This is a genomic window from Polaromonas sp. (genome assembly GCF_012927455.1).
In the GTDB taxonomy this organism is placed as follows: domain Bacteria; phylum Pseudomonadota; class Gammaproteobacteria; order Burkholderiales; family Burkholderiaceae_C; genus Polaromonas.
Map to the genome: position 1 here is coordinate 86869 of NZ_JABBPE010000018.1, position 23255 is coordinate 110123.

Here is a 23255-nt window from a genome sequence, read left to right on the forward strand (position 1 = left end):
ACTACTTGGCAAAAAGACCATTATTTTTTAGGAGCATGCGCCAAGACTTGGCAAACTGGGTGATCGAGGAGGATAGATGCGCCATCAGAGGAGCTTCATGCAAGCGGTCAACTAAGGCCGTTTGCAGTAATCGTTTCATTTATAACTCAATTCGAAAATAGATGATTCGACGCAGGACGTGCTGTGGCACGGCAAGGCGGAAAAAACGCTTAACGGATTAAATTGGAAATGAAATCAGAGGCACTGCTGCGGAAACGTAGTAATAACTAACAGTCTCATCCTCTCCAGGCAGATAAAGCCAGTCTGTGCGCTAGCACGCAAACGAGCCAAACGGCGAAACCGCCCCCGGCTGTCAAAGCCCCAACGCCTAAGGCTTAACGCGCTCACTATCCCCTTGTATAAGGGCTTTTTTCGATATGAGGGGTGTTGCCCAGCTCTTCTGACAAAGCGTTATTGTCTTTGGGCTCCGACAGGGTTTTATTGGTGCCTTCCTTGCCAAACTCTTCAGAGGTTTTATCGGACTTACGGTGAGGTATGACGGCGGGGGTCGAATTTTTCTTGGACATAGCGCTTTCAAGAAATAAAACTGCTTGCCGGTTGGCACGCACCGCTTTGCCGCGCGTTGCCGGGCGCTCCTACCGTGAACTGCGCGGCAGCCGGAAAAGGCCAGCAACGCGCAGCCAGCTTGAGCTCACCACTTGGGGGCGGGCGGCCGGGAAGTCGAGAAGCGCCCGAAGAAAAAGTCTTGGGGGAGTCGTGGTCAGCATTGTGTCGAAGCATCGTTGTTCCTCATTTGAACGCTTTGCATTCATATTCGACCTTACTTTAGGCGGTGAGCGCAGCGGCCGCTGTGCGCCAACGAGCAAAGTCTTGTAGGACAAGAACACAGATCGGCGCTCTTTCTGATGGGTCCGTGAACACCAGGCCTGCGCCGCCGACCGGACGTTCAGGAGGTGATGACGACCAGCACGTTGCAGGGCGCGTGTTCGATCAGGCTGCCGGAAATGGAACCGCGCCACCAGCGCGCCGCCCAGCTGTCCAGATGCGTGTGCCCCACCACGATCAGGTCGGCTTCCATCTTGCGGGCGTATTCGCAGATTTCGTCGACGGTTTCACCGACCAGAACTTCGCCTTTCGCCTGGTAGCCAGCGTCCGACAGCCGCTGCAACCCTTCATTCAGGGTGGCTTGGTAGGTTTCTTTTTCCTGCTCGACCAGATCGCCGCTGTAGACGCCGCTTTCCATTCCAAGCAGGCTGGTCGGCAAAGGCATGACCGCTACCAGCGACAGGGTTGCCTGGCCCCACTGCGCGATGTCGCGGCAGTCCAGCAAGGCTTTCTGCCCGGCCTCGGAGCCGTTGTAAGCCAGCAAAATGCGTTTGTACATGATGCACCCCCGGATAGATAAAGACGCCCCGACACTAACGTTCAGCATAAACCTGGCGTGCGCAGGATGCAACTGGCTTTGCACGTAGGCGGGCATTCCAGCAAAACCCGGCGCCTTTTGCTGGGCGTTTCGTGCCGTTACGGCGTTTGACTTGATACCGCCATAAAACCCCCGTATGATTAGCACTCGATGGCATGGAGTGCTAACAAAGCCATTTCATCGACCCATTATCGAGCCCCCAACATTCAGGCGGGGTGCTTCTTAATTCTCAAAACCACTGTTTTCAAATAAGGAACTCCCATGAAACTTCGTCCTTTGCACGACCGCGTCATAGTTAAACGCGTGGAAAACGAAACCAAAACCGCTTCTGGCATCGTCATTCCAGATAGCGCCGCTGAAAAGCCAGATCAGGGCGAAGTGCTGGCTGTCGGTCCAGGCAAGAGAAATGACAAGGGCGACCTGAGCCCCGTGGGCGTGAAGGTTGGCGACCGCGTGTTGTTCGGCAAATACAGCGGCCAGACCGTCAAGGTCGATGGCGACGAGCTGTTGGTCATGAAAGAAGAAGACCTGTTTGCGGTGGTCGAGAAGTAATTTTCGAAACTGAAATGCTATTTATTTAATAGCTGCTCACGCCCGTACCTATTGGGCTAACAGCCTATTTCATCTCTAATCCTTAAGGAATCGCTATCATGGCAGCAAAAGACGTAATTTTCGGCGGCGAAGCCCGCGCACGCATGGTTGAGGGTGTCAACATCCTGGCCAACGCCGTCAAGGTAACCTTGGGCCCTAAAGGCCGCAATGTGGTGCTCGAGCGCTCTTTTGGCGCTCCCACCGTGACCAAAGACGGTGTATCCGTCGCTAAAGAAATCGAACTTAAAGACAAGCTGCAAAACATGGGCGCGCAGATGGTCAAGGAAGTCGCTTCCAAGACTTCTGACATCGCTGGCGACGGCACCACCACCGCTACCGTGCTGGCTCAAGCCATCGTGCACGAAGGCATGAAATACGTGGCCGCCGGCATGAACCCGATGGACCTGAAGCGCGGCATCGACAAAGCTGTGACGGCGCTGGTCGAAGAGCTGAAAAAAGCGTCCAAAGCCACCACGACTTCCAAAGAAATCGCGCAAGTCGGCTCTATTTCGGCCAACTCTGACGAAACCATTGGCAAGATCATTGCCGATGCCATGGACAAAGTCGGCAAAGAAGGCGTGATCACCGTGGAAGACGGCAAATCGCTTGATTCCGAGCTCGACGTCGTTGAAGGCATGCAGTTTGACCGTGGCTACCTCTCGCCTTACTTCATCAACAACCCGGAAAAGCAGTCCGCGTTGCTGGACAACCCGTTTGTTCTGCTTTACGACAAGAAAATCAGCAACATCCGTGACCTGCTGCCTACCCTGGAGCAAGTCGCCAAGGCTGGCCGTCCACTCTTGATCATTGCTGAAGAAGTTGAAGGCGAAGCCTTGGCTACTCTGGTGGTGAACACCCTGCGCGGCATTTTGAAAGTGGTCGCTGTCAAGGCACCAGGTTTCGGCGATCGTCGCAAAGCCATGCTGGAAGACATCGCCGTGCTGACCGGCGGCAAAGTGATTGCCGAAGAAGTCGGCATGTCGCTCGAAAAAGTGACGCTGGCTGACCTCGGCCAGGCCAAGCGCATCGAAGTGGGCAAAGAAAACACCATCATCATCGACGGCATGGGTGCCAGCGCGGACATCGAAGCTCGCGTCAAGCAGGTGCGTGTCCAGATCGAAGAAGCGACCAGCGACTACGACCGCGAGAAACTGCAAGAGCGCGTGGCCAAGCTGGCCGGCGGTGTTGCCGTGATCAAGGTAGGTGCCGCCACCGAAGTCGAAATGAAAGAGAAAAAGGCCCGCGTTGAAGACGCCCTGCACGCCACCCGCGCTGCAGTGGAAGAAGGCATCGTGGCTGGCGGCGGCGTGGCATTCTTGCGCGCCAAGCAGGCTGTTGGCAACCTCAAGGGCGACAACGCTGACCAGGACGCCGGCATCAAGCTGGTGATGAAAGCCATCGAAGCGCCACTGCGCGAGATCGTTTACAACGCAGGCGGCGAAGCCTCTGTGGTGGTGAACGCCGTGCTGGGCGGCAAAGGCAACTACGGCTTCAACGCAGCCAACGACACCTACGGTGACATGATCGAAATGGGCATTCTGGACCCTACCAAAGTGACGCGTACGGCCCTGCAAAACGCAGCTTCCGTCGCATCGCTGATGCTGACCACCGAAGCCATGGTGTGCGAGTCTGTCAAAGACGAAGCACCTGCCGGCGGCGGTATGGGCGGCGGTATGGGCGGCATGGGTGGAATGGGCGGCATGGACATGTAATGTCCGGCTGAGCTCAGCTCAACCTCCAAGGGCCACGGTGCGAAAGCACTGTGGCCTTTTTTCTTTGCTGGTTCCCAAGTGAAGGCGTTGCGTCCATGTCACGGACGCAGATTAAAAGCCCCTAACCGGCCGCGCCGGGTGGTAACCCGCTGAAAGTTGTAATGTTTTGCATCTACGATCAAACGTTAAAAATGTACGTTCGTTCGTTTTTGCGATCGCCTTTCAGTTTTAACAGCAGGAGAAATTTGATGAACACATGGAAGCACGCGCTCAGCGCTTTTGGCGCAGCGCTTTTGGTGGCAGCTTGCGGCGGAGGCGGCGACGGCACCGCCACCAGCAGCGGCGCTGGCATCACGACCATCAAGGTGGTCGGCGACAGCCTGACCGACAGCGGCGTGTTTGGCTTTAAATTTGCCATGCAGGGCAGCGCGGCCGAGCCGATGCAGATCTGGACCGAGCGCATAGCCGCTCAGTACGGCGCGCCGGCCCTGTGCCCTCGCTATGTCGCGACCAGCGCCAGCACCGTGGCGCTGAACCCGTCAGCGCCCGGTTGCACCAGCTATGGCGTGGGCGGCGGTCGCATCAACATTCCGACCGCCCCCACCTCGGGCTTTTCCATTCCTCAACAGCTCAAAGACCTGGCGGCAGAAAAAGCCTACGGCGCCGGCGACTTGCTGCTCGTCGAAGGTGGCGGCAATGATGCGGCCGACCTGGTGGGCGCGTTTCTTAAAGTGCCCGCTGACGGCGCCGCTGCCTACAGCGGCTTGCTGGGCACACTGTTGACGCCCACGGTTGTCGGGACACAACTGGCCGGAGGTGCCGCCGGCGCCGCCAATGCAGGCGCGCTCTACATGACGGCACTGGCCGACAAGATGTTCGATGCCGTGAAGACCAGCGCCTTGGACAAAGGCGCCAAAAAAGTGGTGGTCCTCAACATGCCGGGCATTACCAACACGCCGCGCTTTCAGGCCACGCTTGATCTGGTGGCGCTGGGCAACGGCGGCGGGACGGCAGGCGCCACCGCACGCGCACAAACCGAGGCCGTCATCAACGCCTGGATAGTGGCCTTCAACAAACAGCTGGCGACCAAATTCGCCGGCAATGCGAATGTCGTCCTGGTCGATTTCTACAGCAACTTCAACGACCAGATTGCCAATCCGGCACAGTACGGACTGACCAACGTGAAATCGCCCGCCTGCCCCACCACCGGCCTGGGCACCGATGGCCTGCCGAAATACAGCGAAACTGCCTGCACCTCCACGGCCTTGTCTGCACAAACGCCCCCGGCGGGCTCCAACGGCAGCGCCGACTGGTGGAAAACCTATGCGTTTTCTGATGGCTTTCACCCCACGATGTACGGTTACCAACTCTTGGCAATTCTGGTGACCAAAAACCTGGCCACGGCGGGCTGGCTGTAACTTCATCGCAACAAAGCAATCCATGAAAAATCAAACAAACCTTCTGCTCGCAGCTGCCTTGCTGAGCCTGGGCGCCAACGCTTTCGCACAAAGCGCTGGCAGCTGGTCGGCCTCGGTCGGCGTCACACACATGGCCCCCTTGGTCGACAGCGGCAACCTCACGTCCATCCCCCTGCACGGAACCCTGCCCAACACTCAGGTTGACGTCAACAGCAATACGCAGCTGACCGGTGCCGTGAACTACATGGTCACCGACCACCTTGCCCTGCACCTGCCCCTGGGAACGGGCTTCAAGCACGAAATCAGCGGTGCCGGCGCGATTGCGGGCGTCGGCAAGCTGATCGATGCCAAGGCCTTGCCGATCACGCTGATTGCCCAGTACCGCTTCATGGAGGCCAATGCCGTGTTTCGCCCCTATTTAGGCGCTGGTCTTTCTTACGTGAAGTTCTACAAGGAAAAGGGCACGGCCCTGCTGACGGCGCTGACCAATCCGGGCGGCGCTGCGACAGGCGTGTCCTTTGAGTCGAAACTCGCGCCTACCTTCCAGCTCGGTGCGGTATTCAACCTCAGCGAAAAATGGTTCCTGGACGCCAGCTACGCCAAGACCTTGCTCAAGACCCGGGCCACACTCACCACCGGCCAGACCATTGATGTCAGACTCAACCCCAACAGCTACACCCTGCAGGTCGGCTACAAGTTCTGATCGTCTGATCGTCTGATCGCTGAATTCAGCACAAAAATGCCGCTCATTGCGGCCTTTTTTTCGTTCTCCGGCGTCTATACAGCGTATTTCTCAGCGCAGCCGCTGCAGCAAGCCCGCCGTCGATCCATCCAGACCTGCCTCATCACCACTGGCCAGGCGCGACTCGATATCCTTGGCTAACACCTTGCCAAGCTCGACGCCCCACTGGTCAAAGCTGTTGATGCCCCAGATTGCGCCGCTGACAAACACGCGGTGTTCCTGCAGGGCCAGCAGCGCTCCCAGGCTGGCGGGCGTGAGTTGCTCCAACAATAAAAAGGTGCTGGGCCGGTTGCCCGGAAAGTGTTGATGACCGCCCGCATCTGGCTTACCGTTCATCAGCGCTTGCGCCTGCGCCAGCACGTTAGCCAACAATTTGCCTTGATGCCCCGGCAGATCATGCGGATAAGACGCAGCCTTTTTGACCGCGACAAACTCGACCGGAACAACTGATGTGCCCTGGTGCAGCATCTGGAAGTACGCATGCTGGCCGTTGGTGCCCGGCTCGCCCCACAGCACCGGCGCGGTGGCATACGGCAAAGCCTGGCCGTCCATGTCCACGCGCTTGCCATTGCTCTCCATTTCCAGCTGCTGCAAATAGGCCGGCAGGCGCCGCAGGGCGCTGCTGTAAGGCGCGATGCTGCGGCTGCTAAAGCCGTGGAAATTGCGATACCAAACATCGAACAGACCCAGTCGCACCGGCAGGTTGTGCGCCAACGGCGTCGTGCGAAAGTGCTCATCCATGGCGTGCGCGCCGGCCAGCAAGGTGCGAAAACCGCTGGCGCCTATGGCGATGGCAATCGGCAGCCCGATGGCCGACCACAGCGAGTAGCGCCCGCCCACCCAGTCCCAAAAGCCGAAGGTGGTGGTGATGCCAAAGTCGTTCGCAGCTGCGACGTTGCTCGTCAGCGCGGCGAAATGCCTGGCAATGTCCTGCCCGCCCTGCGCTTCGAACCAGCGCTTGGCCGAGTGTGCATTGGTCATGGTCTCGGCGGTGGTGAAGGTCTTGGAGGCCACCAGAAACAGCGTGCTCTGCGGCTTCAGTTGGGCCAGCACGCCGGCCAGTTCCTGCCCGTCAATATTCGAGACAAAGTGAAAACGCTTGGTCGTAGTGGCAAATTCGCTCAATGCCAGCACCGCCATTTGCGGCCCCAGGTCTGAGCCGCCAATGCCGATGTTGACTATGTCGGTGATGCCGTCGTCAAGGCGCAACCGCTCGGCGTAAGCCAGCATGGCGGCCAGTACGGCCTGCACTTCGGCATTCACTTCGGGTAAAGCGTTTGCTATGTTTTTAATAGCTGCTTGCGCCCGTCCCTCCTTGGCTAGAGGCGGATTTCGTAGTAAAAAGTGCATCACGGCACGCTGCTCGGTGCGATTGATCAGCTCCCCCGCGAACATCGCGTCGCGCTGCTGTTCCAGCCCGCATTGGCGCGCCAGCTCCAGCAGCAGCGCCTCGGTGTCGGCGTCGATCAGGTTCTTCGAGAGGTCGGCAAAGACGTGCGGTGCGTCCTGGCTGAAGCGGCTGAAGCGCTGCGGGTCGGCTGCAAAAGCCTCACGCAGATCGAAATTTTTGCCTAGTGATTCGAAGCTGGCTTGCAGCAGGGGCCAAGCCAGTGTCCGGTCGCAACGCGTTCTGTTCATGGGCTGACTTTACCCATTTACGCAGCCAGCACCAGTTGCTCAAGCTTGGCCGCGTCCAGCGCAAAGGCGCGCAGGCCTTCAGCCAGCTTCTCGGTCGCCATGGCGTCCTCATTCAAGGCATAGCGGAAACCGGCTTCGTCGTACTTCACCGCAGGCAAATCCAGTTTGGCGGCGGCGCGCGGGTCTAACGCGCGCTCCAGTGGCTCCTTCGACGCCGCCAGCTGGGCCAGCAACTCGGGGCTAATGGTCAGCAGGTCACAGCCCGCCAGCGCGGTGATCTGGCCGACGTTGCGAAAGCTCGCGCCCATGATTTCGGTGGCAATGCCGAAATGCTTGTAGTGGCTGTAAATCTCGCGCACCGACTGCACGCCGGGGTCGTGGGCGCCAGCCCGGGCAGCCTCATCCCACGCCGCGCCGGCCGACTTCTTGTGCCAGTCGTAAATGCGCCCGACAAACGGCGAAATCAGCTGCACCCTGGCGTGACCGCAGGCCACCGCCTGGCAAAACGAGAATAGCAGCGTGAGGTTGGTATGAATGCCGCGCCGCTCCAGTTTCGCGGCGGCCTGAATCCCTTCCCAGGTCGCGGCCACCTTGATCAGCACCCGGTCCAGGTGAATGCCCTCGGCTTGGTACAGCGCAATCAGGCGTTCGCCGCGCGCCACCGTGGCGGCCGTATCAAAGCTCAGACGCGCGTCCACTTCAGTCGAGACCCGGCCCGGAATGATGGACAAAATCTCACAGCCAAAACGCACCAGCAGCCGGTCCATGATCTCGTCGAGCGCAAGGCCTTTGAAGCGGCTCACCGTGTCCTTGAGCAGCGGCTGGTAGTCGGCCTTTTGCACCGCCTTCAAAATCAGCGAAGGGTTGGTCGTGGCGTCTTGCGGCTTGAACTGCGCCAGCTGCCTGAAGTCGCCGCTATCGGCGACGACGGTGGTGAAATGTTTCAGGGCGTCGAGTTGGTTCATGACATCAATATTCAGCTAAAAGTGCGCGACTTGTCGAAAGATGGCCCGCAGGAAACTTAACGGTTGGCGCCGCAGGTGGACGAACCACGCCATCCCAGGGGCCAAGGTTAGTTACCATTATGCCCATAGAATATGAAACTTTATTACCAAGACAACGGCACACCATGAGCTTTGACCTCATCTTGTTTGGCGGCACCGGCGATCTGGCGTGGCGCAAAATCATGCCCGCGCTGTTTCAGGCCTTTCGCCATGGCTCGCTGCCGGCGGGTGGCCGCATCATCGGCGTGGCGCGCGACGATTTGTCTGACGACCAGTACCGCGCCCTCATCAAAGCGCGCTTTGACCAGGTCGAACTGGCCAAGCGCCCCAGCGAAGAAGAGTTTTCGCGCTTTGCCGCACTGCTCGGCTATTTGCGCATGGACTTGTCCAATCCGGCCGACTATGCGCAGCTGGCAGTGCGCTTGCAGCAGCGCCCCGCCGAGGTGGTGGTGATGTATCTGGCGACCGCGCCCGGCCTCTTCACCACGGTGTGCGAACAAATTGCCGTTGCCGGACTGAATGGCCCGCAAACCCGCGTGGTGCTTGAAAAACCGCTGGGCCACGACCTGGCGTCGAACCGAGCCATCAATACCGCCGTGCGCAGCGTGCTGACCGAACAGCAAATCTTCCGCATCGACCACTACTTGGGCAAGCCCTCGGTGCAAAACCTGTTTGCTCTGCGCTTTGGCAATTCGCTGTTTGAACCGTTGTGGCGGCGCGAGCACATCGCCAACATCCAGATCACCATGGCTGAAGAGCTGGGCGTGGAAAAGCGCGGAAAATTTTACGACAGCACCGGTGCGCTGCGCGACATGGTACAAAACCATGCGCTGCAGCTGTTGTGCGCCGTCGGCATGGAGCCGCCCATCAATGCGCACGCCGACGCCATCCGGGACGAAAAGCTCAAGGTCTTGCGCTCGCTCAAGCCCTGGACGCCTGAAACCCTGAGCCAGCACGTCATTCGCGGCCAGTACGCGGCCGGCACGATTGACGGCGAGGCGGTGCCCGGCTACCGCCAGGAGCCGGGGGTGAATCCGGACAGCCGCACCGAAACCTTTGTGGCCCTGCGCACCGAAATTGCCAACTGGCGCTGGGCCGGCGTGCCGTTTTACCTGCGCACCGGCAAGCGGCTGGCGCAAAGTGACGCGCACATTGAGGTGAACTTTCGCCCGACGCCGCACGCCATTTTCAAATCGCCGCAAGACTGCAACGCCGGCAATCGGCTGGTAATCGATCTGCAGCCGCGTGACGGCCTGGAACTGCACCTGCTGGCACAGGGCGCTGACCAACGTCAGGACAGAGGCACGCCCACCCTGGCACCGGTGCAGCTGGACCTTGATTTTGACAAGCGCTTTGGCTTCGAGCGCGTCGGTGCCTACGAGCGGCTGCTGCTTGATGTGATTGCCGGGCGGCTTAACCTGTTTGTGCGCAGCGACGAGCAGGAAGAAGCCTGGCGCTGGGTCGAGCCGATTCTCGATGGCTGGAGCAATGACAACCACCAAGCCAAAGGGCCGCGTCCCTACAACGCAGGCACCTGGGGGCCGAGTGCTGCCAGCGCGATGATTGCGCGGGACGGCTACTGCTGGAGCGAAGAGTCTTGACCAAAAGCTTGACCAAACATTTGACCCCCACGCTTGTCACAACGCGCAATGCGCGAGGCCTTGCCCGACAGAGCCGGTTCCACGGCCCCGGTTTGAATGAATCCCTGTTCCGGTCGTCAAGCAGTTGTCGTCTTTCCAAGTTGGGGCCGCGGGACTGGCTTTGCCAGACCGCAGGCGCAGTGGCCCCCTCGGGGGGCAGGGAGTTACGCGAAGCGAACGACCGTGGGGGCAATTTACTTCACCGTGGGGGCGATTCCAGTGCTTGACCGTATAAAAGCCTCCCTGCCTTCACTGGCCCCGGCAGAGCAACGCGTGGCCCGCCTGGTGCTGGCCGACCCGCGCGCCTTTGCCAGCCTGCCGATCACCGAGCTGGCCAGCCGCGCGCAGGTCAGCAAGCCGACTGTGGTGCGGTTTTGCCGCAGCGTCGGCTACGACGGCCTGTCGGACTTCAAGCTCAAGCTGGTGGGCAGCGTGCGCGAGGGCGTGCCCTTTATTCATCGCAGCGTGGATGCCGATGACAAGACCAGCGACGTGCTGGTCAAGGTCATCGACAACACCGTGGCAGCGTTTTTGAAGTACCGCAATGACGCCAGCGCGCTGGCCTTCGAGAAAGCCACGCAGGCGCTGCTGGCGACCTACCACAGCGGCAAGCGCATCGAGTTTTTCGGCGTCGGCAATTCCGGCATCGTGGCGCAAGACGCGCAGCACAAATTCTTCAGGCTGGGCATCACCAGCATTGCCTACAGCGACGGCCACATGCAGGTCATGAGCGCCTCGCTGCTCGGGCCGGGCGACTGCCTGGTGGTGATTTCCAACTCGGGCCGCACGCGCGACCTGATGGACGCCGCCGGCATCGCCCGCAAAAACGGCGCCACCATCATCGTCATCACGGCCACCGGCTCACCGCTGGCCACCGCCGGGCACATCCACCTGGCGGCTGACCACCCCGAGGGCTATGACCGCTACAGCCCCATGGTGTCGCGCCTGCTGCACCTGATGGTCATAGATATTCTGGCCACCTGCCTGGCGCTGCGCATCGGCGCCAAGCTGCAGCCGCTGCTGCAGGAAATGAAAAACAACCTGCGCAACAAGCGCTACACCTAAGCGGCAGCGACTTGATCGCCGCTGTCGGATGCCGCGTGGCCAAGCCCGGAGAACCTGCGTTCCGGCCCGTCGTTTAACAATAAATAATGCCTCTAGCCCAATATGAACGGGCGCAAGCAGCTATTAAATTAATAGCAACATGGTTTGTCTCAGACCTGCGGCAGCGCGCGTTCCGCAATCCCGGACAGCAGCGCGGCGCCCAGTGGCAGCACGCTGTCGTTGAAGTCGTAGCAGCTGTGGTGCAGAAAATAACTGCCCACGCCGCCCACCGTGCCGCCTTGGCCGTCGGGCAACTGTTCACCCTGGCCCAGGCGCAGGTAAGCGCCTGGCTTGAGCTGCAGCATGAACGAAAAATCTTCCGAGCCCATGCTGGGTTGCAGGTTGCGCACCACGTTTTCCGCGCCCACCAGCTGATCGGCGACTGCCGTTGCCAGCGTGTACTCGGCCGGTGAATTGATGGTGGCCGGGTAAATGCGCTCGTATTTCACCGTGGCGCTCGCGCCAAAGCCTTGCGCCACCGCGCTGCACAGCTCCGTCAAGCGACGCTCCACCAGGCTTTGCACCTCGGGCTTGAAGGTTCGCACGGTGCCGACCAGCGTCGCCGAGCCGGGAATCACGCTCATGGCGCCCAGGTCGCCCGCCTGCATCGCGCAGACGCTGATCACGGCGTTGTCCATGGCCCTGACGTTGCGCGAAACGATGCTTTGCAGCGCCGTGATGAGGTGCGCGGCCACCAGCACCGGATCGACCGCCAGGTAAGCATGCGCGCCGTGGCCACCCTTGCCGGTGATCTCTATCGTGATTCGGTCAGCGGCCGCCATCATCGGCCCGGGATTGATGCCTATGGTGCCGGGCCGCATGGCGGGCCAGTTGTGCATGGCGTAAATCGACTGCACCGGGAAGCGTTCGAACAGCCCGTCCTGGATCATGGCGTGCGCGCCGCCACGCCCCTCTTCTGCCGGCTGGAACACCAGCACCACATCGCCGGCAAAGCGGCGCGTCTCGGCCAGGTAGCGGGCAGCGCCTACCAGCATGGTGGTGTGGCCATCATGGCCGCAACCGTGCATCAGCCCGGGCTTGCCCGACTTCCAGCCAAACTCATTGTGCTCGGTCATGGGCAGCGCATCCATGTCGGCGCGCAGGCCCACCATGGGACGAACTGCGGCAGCTGTCGGCTGGCCCCTGATAACGGCGACCACGCCGGTTTTGCCGATGCCGGTATGCACTTCATCCACACCGCAGAGCTTGAGCGCGTGCGCGACCCGGCTGGAGGTGTAAACCTCTTCAAAACCCAGTTCGGGATGCGCGTGCAGATCGCGGCGGAACGCCGTCAGTTCCGGATGGAATTGCGCAATCTGTGCAAAGGCGCGGCCACTGGCGCGCAGCTGTCCTCCGCGCGCGGTGGACGTCGCCGCTGCGGCATCAGACGCAACGTTTAATGGATCAGTCAACGCTGTGGTGTCTAAAGTAGCCGGAGCGCGCATGTCGGTTAGATCCTGATTTAGCAAACGTTGAGAACGCGACGTAAATACTATTCTTGAATGCTTGTCGCAGTAAGCATCAGGGTTTGCGCAACAGCGGTGCAACGCTGACACAGGCGCTTAGCAGACCCAAAGCCAACAAATTTCGTAGCAGGCTCGGCGAACTCGAAGGAAGTCTGTGCGTCATGGCATTAAAGTAGTTTGACGGTGTTCGCCTGCGGGGGGGGCGTAAGCCATCTTGGCCTGTTCCTGAACCTTTAGCTTTTGTCATAAAAAAAAGCCGCTCCGGGTTACCCCGAAACGGCTTTCGATTCTTGTCTCAAACTGGCGTCAAGCCAGCTTCAGATCAGAACGTGTGGCGAAGGCCAACACCGTAGGTGGTGATCTTGTCGACGTTGCTGCCTGCAGGCAGAGAAGCGATCAGCTTGTCGTAGCCTTTGGTGGTCTGTGCGCCTGCGTACAGGGTCGAACGCTTGCTCAAAGAGTACAGAGCCTGGACACCGAAGCCGGTGCTCTTGCCGAGCGTGTCGCCTTTGGAGCGAGCAACGCCAGCGCTCAGGGTGGTAGCGCCCAAAGGCACTGCAACGCTCAAGCTGATTTCGTTTTGTGAAGCGATGTTGCCGCCGCCCAGGGAAGCTGGAGCCACCACGTCTTTGTACTTGGCACGGTTGAAACCGGCGCCGACTTTGGCCACTCCGAAATCATAGGCAGCGTTCAGCAGAACGTTTTCAAGGGCAGGCTTGGTCGTAGCGGTGCGAGCGAGAGCTTCGGACTGGTAACCGCCGGACACCAGGATAGGGCCGTTGGCGTACTTCAGGTTAGCCGACACGGACTCGCTGGCCTTGACACCAGGAACCTTGTCTTCGCCGAAAGCGTACATGCCCGAAGCGCTGAAACCGCTGAAGTTAGGGGTGGTGTACTTGACGCTGTTGTTGAAGCGGGTGTTGAAGCCGACCCAAGCCGTGTTGCGATTCAGAAAAGCAACTGCGCCAGCAGGAGAGGTCGTCAGGCCACCAGCTGCGCTGATAGCAGCCGCGTTAGTTGTGCTGTTGCCGTTGTTGGTGTTCGACGGATCGAAAATCGTAGCACCCATCATGGCGTGGTCAGCCGACACGTCGTCATAAGAGCTGGAATTGCGACCAATTACCAGGGTACCGAAGCTGCTGCTGGAAATACCGGCGTTAGCGCGACGGCCAAACAACAGACCGCCTTGGCCGGAAGCACCGGTGTCAAGGTTCAAACCGCTTTCGAGGTTACCAACGATAGCCATACCGCCACCGATATCTTCGCTGACGCGCAGGCCCCAACGGGAACCATTCAGGCCACCGGACTCAATTCTGGTCTGGCGTGCGGATTGGATAGTGGCGACGCTACCTGGAACAGTAGCCGAGGCAGGAACCAGAATGTTGGTTTTGAAGCTCTGGATATTACCGTCGAGCAAACCGTACAGGGTGACGGTGGATTGGGCGTGAGCACCAGCCATTGCACCGAGTGCGGCCAGAGCGATAAGGGTCTTTTTCATTGAAAATTTCTCCAAGGTTAAACATAGGGCTCCGGAACGGGGACTGTTTCAGGCTTTCACCTTGCAGCTCCCCCAGAGACCCGGGCCAACCCCCTTTCGGGAAGTTGTATCTATTGCACCAGACTGGGCTCCGATTCGCAAAGAAATGTACCCCAAAGCCCCTAAAAAGGCGCTCTTACGTTGCAAGCAAGCCACAGATGAGCCGTCGGGTGCTAAAGAAACAAGTTCGGGGGAGGCTTGGCGCAGAGCCGTCGTAGGTCAAGCCTTTTGTCACATTTTTCCGAGAGTAGCGAGTCCTGAACACAAAAATGCCGCCTCAGGTTTCCCTGAAAGCGGCTTTGTCTGACTATCCTGTCTCTGGCTTCAAACCAGATCCGAATCAGAACTTGTGCTGGACGCCCACTGCGTAGGTGTCGGTCTTGACTTCGCTACTGGCAAACTTGTTCTTGGACAACTGCAGGCCGGTGTACAGAAAGGTGCGCTTGGACACGTCGTATTTCGCGGCCAGACCAAAACCAGTGGCTTTAATTTCACCACCAGCGGCTGCCAACGTAATTTTGGAACGTGCAACTCCGCCAGACAGAGTTAAGGCCGCGCCGACTGGCACGTCTACGCCAAGCTGATACTCTTTGGACTTGTCAACTGCCAGGAAGGTTGCGGGAGCGGTTGCAAAAAGCGTCGTTGAGCCGTTCTTAACCTGTCCGTAGGCACCGAGCAATTTCGCAACGCCGAAATCCCACGAGCCGTTCAACTGGGTAAATTTGGTGGCAGACCCGGTGCCAGTTGCTTTTTCTTCTTGATGCGACAGGGCGACAAAGGCTGGGCCAGCTGCATATTTAACATTCACGCTGGCGATCTTGCCGGCGCTTGCGGCCGCCGTCTTGTTTTCGCCGAGGCTGTACATGGCGGCGGCGCTGAAACCGCTGAAGTCTGGGGTCGCGTAATAAATCGCATTGCCTGGACGATCCTGGTAGTTGTTGCTGAGCCAAACGTTGTTGGCTGGTGCAAAGATATTCGCGTCAAATGCTGCGGCGCCCGAACCTTTGACATCGTCAAAAGGCGTCCACATTTTGCCGAGCTTGATCTCACCAAAACCACCTGAAACACCCGCCCACGATTGGCGACCAAATACGGCCGTTGAGCTTGCGCCGGTGTAGGGATTCACGTAATTGTTGGCAGCACCAGTGGAGATGTCAAAGCCGGATTCCAGCAGGAAATTGGCTTTCAAGCCGCCGCCCAGATCCTCGGAACCCTTCAGGCCGAAACGGCTGGTGTTAAAACCACCGCTGTTAATCACAGTCTGACGCAAGGACGTGGAAACACCGTTAACCGTGGTCTTGTCCTTGACGCTGCCAAGGTAGCCGTCAAGCAAACCATACAGGGTCACGGTGGACTGCGCTGATGCAACGCCGGAAGCGGCGAGCACAGCCAAAGCGATCAAACTTTTTTTCATTAAAAATCTCCAAAAGGTGAAAAACAAAGACAGGTCAGAACTATTGCTTGAGGTCTTTCGGGTAACCCCTAATGGAATTTAACAATACAGCCACATTCCAAGCAACGCCTTTTGGCTATTGCGCAATTTATGTGCCACTTGTGTTGGCTGCCGACAACACCCCTTGAAGCGCGTCATTTCGCCGCGGTACATCAGACCTTGCGACCGACCCAAAAGGGTGCAAAACCAGGTCCATGCATCTTTTTGGTGATAGCCCCGCGATGTGTTGCATCGCAGGCATTCAGTGAAGTTAAAACTCAGGCCGAACGCAGCGGGGCGCCATAAATTCGTGTTTCCCGCACGGCGCGGGCCATCCCATCAGGTATTTGTCGCGTTAACACAACATATTTTCAGAATGGAGAGCGGGCCTGGATTGGTAAGCGATACAAACTTACGAGCGCACATCAGGGTAAATGACGCAACACATTCGAAATATGCGTCCTAAAAGCTTGGTTTTCGCCGATATCGGCTTTCTTCTTGTCGCGCAAGCGATACACCACGGGTATCCCTATCTTTACGGTTGGTTGCATGATCATTAACCTCCAGCAATCGAAAAGCCCTGTTTTTATCAAGGCTGCTGCGACATTTTTAATTCACTTTGGAGATTCCATGAAAAAACTGACTCTTGTTGCAACTGCGATCACGGCGCTTCTGTCTACTTCGGCCGCAATGGCACAAAGCACCGTAACGCTGTACGGCATTCTTGATGGTGGTTACAACCACGTCAGCGGCTTAAAAAATGGCTCTTTCAACGGCATCGCCAGCGGCATCATGGAAGGTTCGCGCTTCGGCATGCGCGGCTCTGAAGACATTGGCAACGGCTTCAAGGCCATCTTTACGCTTGAAAACCGGCTAGAACTGGATACCGGCTCGGTGACGAATCGCCCGAATTCGGGAAACCAATTGCCTGACCGCGTTGCAAGCACCGTCAATGCCAACTTGCCCGTTGGCTTGTCGGGGACGCCGGTTGCACTCGGGACCATTGCAGCCATCAACAACGCGATCGGCACCAATGCTTTTGGCGTCAATCTGGCGGGCAATCTTTTTGACCGCCAGGCATATGCCGGATTGGTGACACCGATCGGCGCATTCACATTGGGCCGCCAATATACGCCCGGCTATCTGGTTTCGGCTGCGTTCGACGCCTCGCAAACCCAATCCAGCCTGGCCGCCGGGCAGGTTGCCAGCCTGCCTGCTGCGTTTGACATTCGTCTGAGCAACACCCTGCAATACGGTATTCAGACCGGCGGTGTCACCGCTACCTTGATGTATGGCGCGGGCGAAATCGCCGGCAGTTCCGCAAGCCGCTTCCTCGGTGCCATGGCGATATACAAAGCCGATGGCTTCTCCGTCGGTTTTGGTCACAACGAGAAGAAAAATGAGTTCGGCCAAAAATCTTTGACAAACAACGTTTTAGGTGCAAGCGTGAACGTCGGCCCAGGCGCGTTGTACGGCATGTACGCTACGATTAAAGATGAAAACCCGTCCGGCCTGTCGCCGTTTTTTGTCACAGCCGGTCCGGTATTTCAAAATGCTTACAACATAGCCTTCAGGCAAGACGCCAAGCTGATGCACATCGGTTACCGGCTCACCAGCGGTGTTCACACCATCGTCACCGCCTTCAACCGGCTTGATGACAAGCGGGCCGTCAACGCCGACACCGACTCTTACGGCGTGACTTACACCTACGCTTTGTCCAAACGCACCAACCTGAACGCCGTGCTGACGCGCTTCAACAACAAAGGCGCAGGTCAGATTGCTCCGGGCGGCAACGGCTTTTTGGGCGGCGTGACGTCTACTGCAGGCACGGATTCCACCAACGTGGCTTTCGGTATTCGCCACGCCTTTTAATTGCAGTTTGCGGTCTTGCGGCAAGCTATCGCCGCATTTCAATGCCCCCTTTTTTGGGGGCTTTTTTTTGCCTTTTTTTTCTTCTCCGAGCTGGCGTTACCATGGCGACAAGTTTTTTTCCGGGACATTGGGTGCATAAATTGCCTAAGAGAGAAAATATAAAAACATCACTTTTTCCCGGGCGCGCACTACTGACGATATTGATTTCACTCCGTCCAAACACCATCACTTGAAAGAGCCTCCAATGACACCTTCCATTGACTCCGCACTGAACGCCGCAGATGGTGCATTGCGCACCCTGTTTGCCAAACCCCGTGCTTCCCGCCTTTGCCCTACGGTGGCCGACCGGAGCAGCGAGTTGAGCGCGGAGGACAAGGCCAAATCGGGCGCGCTGATGCGCGTTAACCATGTGGGCGAGGTCTGCGCGCAGGCGTTGTACGCCGCGCAGGCGCTAGGCACGCGCGACCCGGTGCTGCGCGAGCAGTTCCTGAAAGCCAGCCGCGAAGAAGGCGACCACCTGGCCTGGACGCAAGACCGCCTGAACGAGCTGGGCGCCCGCCCCTCACTGCTCAACCCGCTGTGGTATGCGGGCGCCTTTGGCCTGGGTCTGCTGGCAAGCCGGCTCGGCGACCCCCTGAGCCTGGGCTTTGTACTGGAGACAGAACGCCAAGTGGAGGCCCATCTGGCGAGCCATCTGGAGCGCCTGCCCGAGGGCGATCACGAGTCGCGCGCCATCGTGGCGCAAATGAAGGACGACGAAGGGCAGCATGCACGACATGCCGAAGATGCCGGCGCGCAGCAGTTGCCGCTACCGGTCAGACTGCTTATGCGCTCGGCGGCCAAGGTCATGACGACAGTGGCGCATCGGGTTTAACATGCTATTACTTTCATAGCAGATTGCGCCCGTGGATATTTGGCTGCAGCCATTATTTGTTCAAATGTCGAAAAATAAACGGAGACTCGGCAAGCTTCTAGGCAACTGACGCATTCCCAGCGTTCAGCCTTCGCGTAGTTCAAAACTGGTCGTAATCTCTGCCGTTTTGCCCAGCATGATGGTGGCCGAGCAATACTTGTCGTGGCTCATGGCAATCGCGCGTTCCACCGCGCTGGCGGCCAGGCCGCACCCCGTCACGACAAAATGCATGTGGATGCTGGTGAACACCTTGGGATCTGTCTGCGCCCTTTCAGCGCTGAGCTTGACCGAGCAGCCCCGCACGTCGTGGCGGCCGCGTTTGAGGATAAGTACCACGTCGTAAGCAGTGCAGCCGCCGGTGCCGGCCAGCACGGTCTCCATGGGACGCGGCGCCAGATTGGCGCCGCCGTTTTCTGGCTTGTCAGCATCCGGCGCGCCGTCCATCACCAGGGTGTGGCCGCTGCCGGTTTCTGCCAGAAACGTCATGCCGGAGCGCGACCCGCTGGCCTCGGTGCTACCTGTCCAACTTACTGTGCATTCCATAAACGCCATTCCTTATGCCAAACATTCATAACTAAAACCGGAAAACCGTGAATTCCGCACCACAAAATATTGTGCAGCGCAACATCACTCGGTATACTGAAATCATCGCATTAATACGATTCTGTTCCAGGGGACTTTTCGTATTTTTGCACTGGTTGTCTCCTCCACCTCCTCAAAGGGTGGATTTAACAGGCCCAGACCGCAAGGTCTGGGCCTTTTTTTTCTTGCCGATTTCCTGCCCACTATGATGGAAGGCTAAGAGAAAAACATGCCAGCCCATACCAAACCCATTGCCCGCCCCGCGCTCTCCAGCCCCAAATCTGTAGTCAAATCTTCCGCAAAATCGCCTGGAAAGTCTTCGGCCAAGGTGCTCAAGCCCGCCGACTACCTGAAAAAAATCCTTACGGCGCGGGTCTATGACGTGGCGGTGGAATCCGCCCTGGAGCCGGCCAAAAACCTGAGCCAGCGCCTGAACAACACCGTGCTGCTCAAGCGCGAAGACCAGCAGCCAGTATTCAGCTTCAAGCTGCGCGGCGCCTACAACAAGATGGCGCACCTGAGTCCGGCGCAGCTTAAAAAAGGCGTTATTTGCGCTTCGGCCGGCAACCATGCGCAAGGCGTTGCACTGAGCGCGCAAAAGCTCGGCAGCCGCGCCGTCATCGTCATGCCGACCACCACGCCGCAACTCAAGATTGACGCGGTCAAAGGCTGGGGCGGCGAGGTGGTGCTGCACGGCGACAGCTACTCGGATGCCCATGCGCACGCCATCGCGCTGCAGAAAAAGCAAGGCCTGACTTTTGTCCATCCGTTTGACGACCCGGACGTGATTGCCGGCCAAGGCACGATTGCCATGGAAATCCTGCGGCAGCTGCAAACCCTGGGTTCGCAGAAGCTCGACGCGGTGTTTGTCGCTATAGGCGGCGGTGGGCTGATTGCCGGCGTAGCCAACTACATCAAGGCAGTGCGCCCCGAGATCAAGGTCATCGGCGTGCAGATGAACGACTCCGACGCGATGATGCAGTCGGTGCACGCGAAAAAGCGCGTGACCCTGAGCGACGTGGGCCTGTTTTCGGACGGCACGGCGGTCAAGCTGGTGGGCGAGGAAACCTTTCGCATCAGCCGGGAACTGGTCGATGACTACATCACCGTCGATACCGACGCGGTCTGCGCCGCCATCAAGGATGTGTTTGTAGACACGCGCAGCATTGTCGAGCCGGCAGGGGCGCTGGCAGTTGCCGCCATCAAGCAATATGTCGCCACGCACAAGACCAAGGGCGAAACCTATGCCGCCATTTTGTGCGGCGCCAACATGAACTTCGACCGCCTGCGCTTTGTGGCCGAGCGGGCCGAAGTTGGTGAGGAGCGCGAGGCGCTGTTTGCCGTGACCATTCCCGAAGAGCGCGGCAGCTTCAAGCGTTTTTGCGAGCTGATAGGCGCCCTGCCCGGCGCCCCGCGCAGCGTCACCGAGTTCAACTACCGCATCAACGACGACGCCATGGCGCATGTGTTCGTCGGCCTGACGACATCGGCCAAAGGCGAGAGCAGCAAGATTGCCGCCCAATTCACGCGCCACGGTTTTCAGGCGCTGGACCTGACGCACGACGAGCTGGCCAAGGAGCACATCCGGCACATGGTGGGCGGACACAGCGCGCTGTCCGGCGGCGAGCGCCTGCTGCGCTTCGTCTTTCCCGAGCGTCCCGGCGCACTGATGAAGTTTCTCAGCCTGATGCGCCCGGGCTGGAACATTTCGCTGTTCCACTACCGCAACCAGGGCGCCGACTACGGCCGCATTCTGGTCGGACTGCAGGTGCCCAAGGCCGACAACAAGGTTTTCAAAGCCTTTCTGGACACGCTGGGCTACCCCCACGTCGAAGAGACCGACAACCCGGTTTATCGGCTGTTTTTGCAGCGTTGAACATGACTGCATCAGGCCCCAAATCGCCCAACACATCTGTCTGCCCGCGCTGCGGTGCCGGGCTGCGTTGTGCCATGGTGCGCCGCGCCGGGCCACCCCAAGCAAGCACAGTCCCCTCGGCGGGCAGCGCAGTACGCGAAGCGACAAGCATGGGGGCTGGCACATCTGCCGGGGATGCCGAATGCTGGTGCGTGCAGTTGCCTCAGGTGATGCCGGTCCCTGCCACCTCCTCTTCCCAGCCTCCCCCGCTTCAACCCGACAACAGCGCGGCCTCGTGTTTTTGTCCCTCCTGCCTCAAGGAAATTACCGATGAACGACTCCGCTCTGCAAAGCCAAACCCTTAACCTGCCCCCGATTGAACCCACCGCCGACGCCTGGCTGCAAACCCGGCTGCGCCACAAGATAGACCACAAGACCAAGCCGCTGGGCGCGCTCGGCCTGCTCGAAGCCTTGGCACTGCAGCTGGGGCTGATCCAGCGCCAGGAGAGCGTCTCGCTGTGCGATCCGCAGATGGTGGTGTTTGCCGCCGACCACGGCATTGCCGCCGAGGGCGTTTCAGCCTACCCGCAAGCCGTGACCGTGCAGATGGTCGGCAATATGCTGGCCGGCGGCGCGGCCATCAATGTGTTCGCGCGCCAGCACGGCTTTGCGCTGCAGGTGGTCGACGCTGGAGTGGCCGCTGAGCTGCCCGCGCACCCGCAACTGCTGCAGCGCAAGATCGCGCCGGGAACGAAAAACCTGTGCCGCGAGCCCGCCATGTCGCGGCTTGAGGCGCAGGCGGCGCTCACGGCCGGCATGCAGGTGGTGCAAGGCTTGCCCGGCAATGTGGTGGCCTTTGGCGAGATGGGCATTGCCAACACCTCGGCCGCAGCGCTGCTGCTGGCCCGGCTGACGGGCGCCAGCATAGAGGAGACGACCGGACGAGGCACTGGCCTCGATGACGCGCAATTGCTGCACAAGCGGGGCGTTCTGACGCGCGCGCTGACGCGCCACCCGGCCACCGAGCCGCTCGATGTCGTGGGCGAACTCGCTGCCCTGGGCGGTTTTGAAATTGCCATGATGGCGGGGGCCATGCTGCAGGCGGCGAGCGAGCGCCGCGTCGTCCTGGTCGACGGCTTTATTGCCGGCGTCGCCGCGCTGCTGGCGCAGGCGCTGGTGCCGGCGGTACAGGATTACATGGTGTTTTGCCACCGCTCTGCCGAAATCGGCCACCGCGTGCTGCTGGCGCACCTGCAGGCCAGGCCGCTGTTGGCGCTTGAGCTGCGACTCGGCGAAGGCACCGGCGCGCTGCTGGCCTGGCCGCTGCTGCAGTCGGCCGCCAACTTCCTCAACGAGATGGCGAGTTTTGAGTCGGCGGGCGTGAGTGAAAAATAATGAGGCGTGCCCGATAATTGCTTCTTTTTTAATAGCTGCTAACGCACACCACACCTGGGCTACAGCCCTAAACGGCCTCTAAAACCGATGATTCAACTGATCCGCGAATACCTGCTCGCCGTGCAGTTTTTCACGCGCATTCCGATCACCGGTCGGCTGGCCGATTGGGTCGGCTACAGCCCCGAACTGCTGCGTGCCAGCGCCGCGCACTTTCCGGGCATTGGCGTGCTGGTGGGCGCGCTGGCGGCGGCGCTGTTCGCGTTATTGCTGGCAGTGCTGCCTGACTCGGCCTTTGCGCCGCTGCTGGCGGCCGTGCTCTCCACCGTGGCCACGGTGTTGCTGACGGGCGGCTTTCATGAGGACGGCCTGGCCGATGTGGCCGATGGCCTGGGCGGCAGCTATGAGCGCGAGCGTGCGCTGGAGATCATGAAGGACTCGCGCGTAGGCGCGTTTGGCGCAATGGCGCTGGTGCTGGCGCTATTGGGCAAAGTGGCGCTGCTAGCGTTGCTCGGCTCTGTCGAAAACGTCCCTGCCGACGGCGAAGAAGTGCTTTTTCGCAGCAGCTTTGTCTGCGCCGCGATCTGGAGCGCCCATGTCGTGTCGCGCTTCCTGCCGCTAATTGTGATTCGCCTGCTGCCGCATGTGGGCGACACCGCATCGTCCAAATCCAAACCGCTGGCCGACCGGATCAGCCGCGGCAGCCTGCTGATCGCTTTTGTATGGTGTTTTGCGGCACTAGCTCTTGCCGCACTTGCGCTAGATGCTATTAATTTACTAGTGGCGTGCAGCTTTGCCGGGCTCGCACTGCTGTGGATGGCGCGGCTTTTCAAGCGCCGTTTACAGGGCTTCACGGGCGACTGCCTGGGCGCTACGCAGCAGGTCTGCGAAATCGCTTTCTACCTGGGCCTGGCCGTGACGGTAAACATTTGAC

Annotated in this window: 20 protein-coding genes; 11 read left to right on the forward strand and 9 right to left on the reverse strand. The window is 59.5% G+C overall.

Going from position 1 to position 23255, the window contains the following annotated elements; translation table 11 throughout:
• Nucleotide 1: 1 nt before the first annotated feature.
• From HHJ18_RS18815 to HHJ18_RS18825, 3 genes are all read right to left on the reverse strand, one after another.
• Nucleotides 2–139, reverse strand: a complete 138-nt coding sequence (locus HHJ18_RS18815; protein ID WP_296917720.1) for a hypothetical protein — start codon at nucleotides 137–139, stop codon at nucleotides 2–4.
• Nucleotides 140–386: 247 nt separating this feature from the next.
• Nucleotides 387–566, reverse strand: a complete 180-nt coding sequence (locus HHJ18_RS18820) for a hypothetical protein (protein ID WP_296917722.1) — start codon at nucleotides 564–566, stop codon at nucleotides 387–389.
• Nucleotides 567–946: 380 nt separating this feature from the next.
• Nucleotides 947–1384: a universal stress protein gene (locus HHJ18_RS18825; protein WP_296917723.1), complete on the reverse strand. Its 438-nt coding sequence runs from the start codon at nucleotides 1382–1384 to the stop codon at nucleotides 947–949.
• Between the two features lie 300 nt (nucleotides 1385–1684).
• Between HHJ18_RS18825 and HHJ18_RS18830 the strand changes: the two genes are divergently transcribed.
• From HHJ18_RS18830 to HHJ18_RS18845, 4 genes are all read left to right on the forward strand, one after another.
• Nucleotides 1685–1975 (forward strand): co-chaperone GroES, encoded by a 291-nt coding sequence (locus HHJ18_RS18830; RefSeq protein WP_296917725.1) that lies wholly within the window; start codon nucleotides 1685–1687, stop codon nucleotides 1973–1975.
• Nucleotides 1976–2073: 98 nt separating this feature from the next.
• A complete protein-coding gene (groL, locus tag HHJ18_RS18835; protein WP_296917727.1) occupies nucleotides 2074–3726 on the forward strand; it encodes a chaperonin GroEL in 1653 nt (550 codons plus the stop codon).
• A 248-nt stretch (nucleotides 3727–3974) separates the two neighbouring features.
• Nucleotides 3975–5144, forward strand: a complete 1170-nt coding sequence (locus HHJ18_RS18840) for an SGNH/GDSL hydrolase family protein (protein ID WP_296917729.1) — start codon at nucleotides 3975–3977, stop codon at nucleotides 5142–5144.
• Nucleotides 5145–5166: 22 nt separating this feature from the next.
• Nucleotides 5167–5847 (forward strand): OmpW family outer membrane protein, encoded by a 681-nt coding sequence (locus HHJ18_RS18845; RefSeq protein ID WP_296917731.1) that lies wholly within the window; start codon nucleotides 5167–5169, stop codon nucleotides 5845–5847.
• A gap of 90 nt (nucleotides 5848–5937) precedes the next feature.
• On the opposite strand, the gene pgi is transcribed toward HHJ18_RS18845, so the two are convergent.
• Together pgi and tal are read right to left on the reverse strand one after the other, a co-directional pair.
• The gene (gene pgi / locus HHJ18_RS18850; RefSeq protein WP_296917733.1) at nucleotides 5938–7524 is read right to left on the reverse strand and encodes a glucose-6-phosphate isomerase; all 1587 of its coding nucleotides are present in this window, start codon (nucleotides 7522–7524) and stop codon (nucleotides 5938–5940) included.
• A gap of 17 nt (nucleotides 7525–7541) precedes the next feature.
• Nucleotides 7542–8489, reverse strand: coding sequence for a transaldolase (gene tal, locus HHJ18_RS18855; RefSeq protein ID WP_296917735.1), 948 nt, complete (start codon nucleotides 8487–8489; stop codon nucleotides 7542–7544).
• Nucleotides 8490–8653: 164 nt separating this feature from the next.
• On the opposite strand from tal, the gene zwf reads away from it, so the two are divergent.
• The gene (zwf, locus tag HHJ18_RS18860; RefSeq protein ID WP_296917737.1) at nucleotides 8654–10129 is read left to right on the forward strand and encodes a glucose-6-phosphate dehydrogenase; all 1476 of its coding nucleotides are present in this window, start codon (nucleotides 8654–8656) and stop codon (nucleotides 10127–10129) included.
• A 258-nt stretch (nucleotides 10130–10387) separates the two neighbouring features.
• Complete coding sequence (locus HHJ18_RS18865; protein WP_296917852.1) at nucleotides 10388–11233, forward strand: SIS domain-containing protein; 846 nt, start codon at nucleotides 10388–10390, stop codon at nucleotides 11231–11233.
• 149 nt (nucleotides 11234–11382) lie between these two features.
• Here the strand turns inward: HHJ18_RS18865 and HHJ18_RS18870 are convergent, their stop codons facing one another.
• The 3 genes from HHJ18_RS18870 to HHJ18_RS18880 all read right to left on the reverse strand — a co-directional run bounded on the left by HHJ18_RS18870 (nucleotide 11383) and on the right by HHJ18_RS18880 (nucleotide 15689).
• Nucleotides 11383–12618: a M20 aminoacylase family protein gene (locus tag HHJ18_RS18870; RefSeq protein WP_296917854.1), complete on the reverse strand. Its 1236-nt coding sequence runs from the start codon at nucleotides 12616–12618 to the stop codon at nucleotides 11383–11385.
• Nucleotides 12619–13060: 442 nt separating this feature from the next.
• A complete protein-coding gene (locus HHJ18_RS18875; protein ID WP_296917739.1) occupies nucleotides 13061–14236 on the reverse strand; it encodes a porin in 1176 nt (391 codons plus the stop codon).
• A 379-nt stretch (nucleotides 14237–14615) separates the two neighbouring features.
• Nucleotides 14616–15689, reverse strand: coding sequence for a porin (locus HHJ18_RS18880; protein ID WP_296917741.1), 1074 nt, complete (start codon nucleotides 15687–15689; stop codon nucleotides 14616–14618).
• Between the two features lie 648 nt (nucleotides 15690–16337).
• On the opposite strand from HHJ18_RS18880, the gene HHJ18_RS18885 reads away from it, so the two are divergent.
• Entirely contained in the window at nucleotides 16338–17579 is a 1242-nt protein-coding gene (locus HHJ18_RS18885; RefSeq protein ID WP_296917743.1) for a porin, read from the forward strand.
• Nucleotides 17580–17823: 244 nt separating this feature from the next.
• On the forward strand, nucleotides 17824–18453 hold the full coding sequence (coq7, locus tag HHJ18_RS18890) for a 2-polyprenyl-3-methyl-6-methoxy-1,4-benzoquinone monooxygenase (RefSeq protein ID WP_296917744.1): 630 nt from the start codon (nucleotides 17824–17826) through the stop codon (nucleotides 18451–18453).
• 123 nt (nucleotides 18454–18576) lie between these two features.
• On the opposite strand, the gene HHJ18_RS18895 is transcribed toward coq7, so the two are convergent.
• Nucleotides 18577–19035, reverse strand: a complete 459-nt coding sequence (locus tag HHJ18_RS18895; RefSeq protein ID WP_296917746.1) for an OsmC family protein — start codon at nucleotides 19033–19035, stop codon at nucleotides 18577–18579.
• A 268-nt stretch (nucleotides 19036–19303) separates the two neighbouring features.
• On the opposite strand from HHJ18_RS18895, the gene ilvA reads away from it, so the two are divergent.
• The 3 genes from ilvA (at nucleotide 19304) to HHJ18_RS18910 (ending at nucleotide 23254) form a co-directional block, all read left to right on the forward strand.
• Complete coding sequence (gene ilvA / locus HHJ18_RS18900) at nucleotides 19304–20950, forward strand: threonine ammonia-lyase, biosynthetic (protein ID WP_296917749.1); 1647 nt, start codon at nucleotides 19304–19306, stop codon at nucleotides 20948–20950.
• 324 nt (nucleotides 20951–21274) lie between these two features.
• Complete coding sequence (gene cobT / locus HHJ18_RS18905) at nucleotides 21275–22324, forward strand: nicotinate-nucleotide--dimethylbenzimidazole phosphoribosyltransferase (RefSeq protein WP_296917856.1); 1050 nt, start codon at nucleotides 21275–21277, stop codon at nucleotides 22322–22324.
• An 87-nt stretch (nucleotides 22325–22411) separates the two neighbouring features.
• Nucleotides 22412–23254, forward strand: a complete 843-nt coding sequence (locus HHJ18_RS18910) for an adenosylcobinamide-GDP ribazoletransferase (RefSeq protein WP_296917751.1) — start codon at nucleotides 22412–22414, stop codon at nucleotides 23252–23254.
• Nucleotide 23255 lies beyond the last annotated feature (1 nt).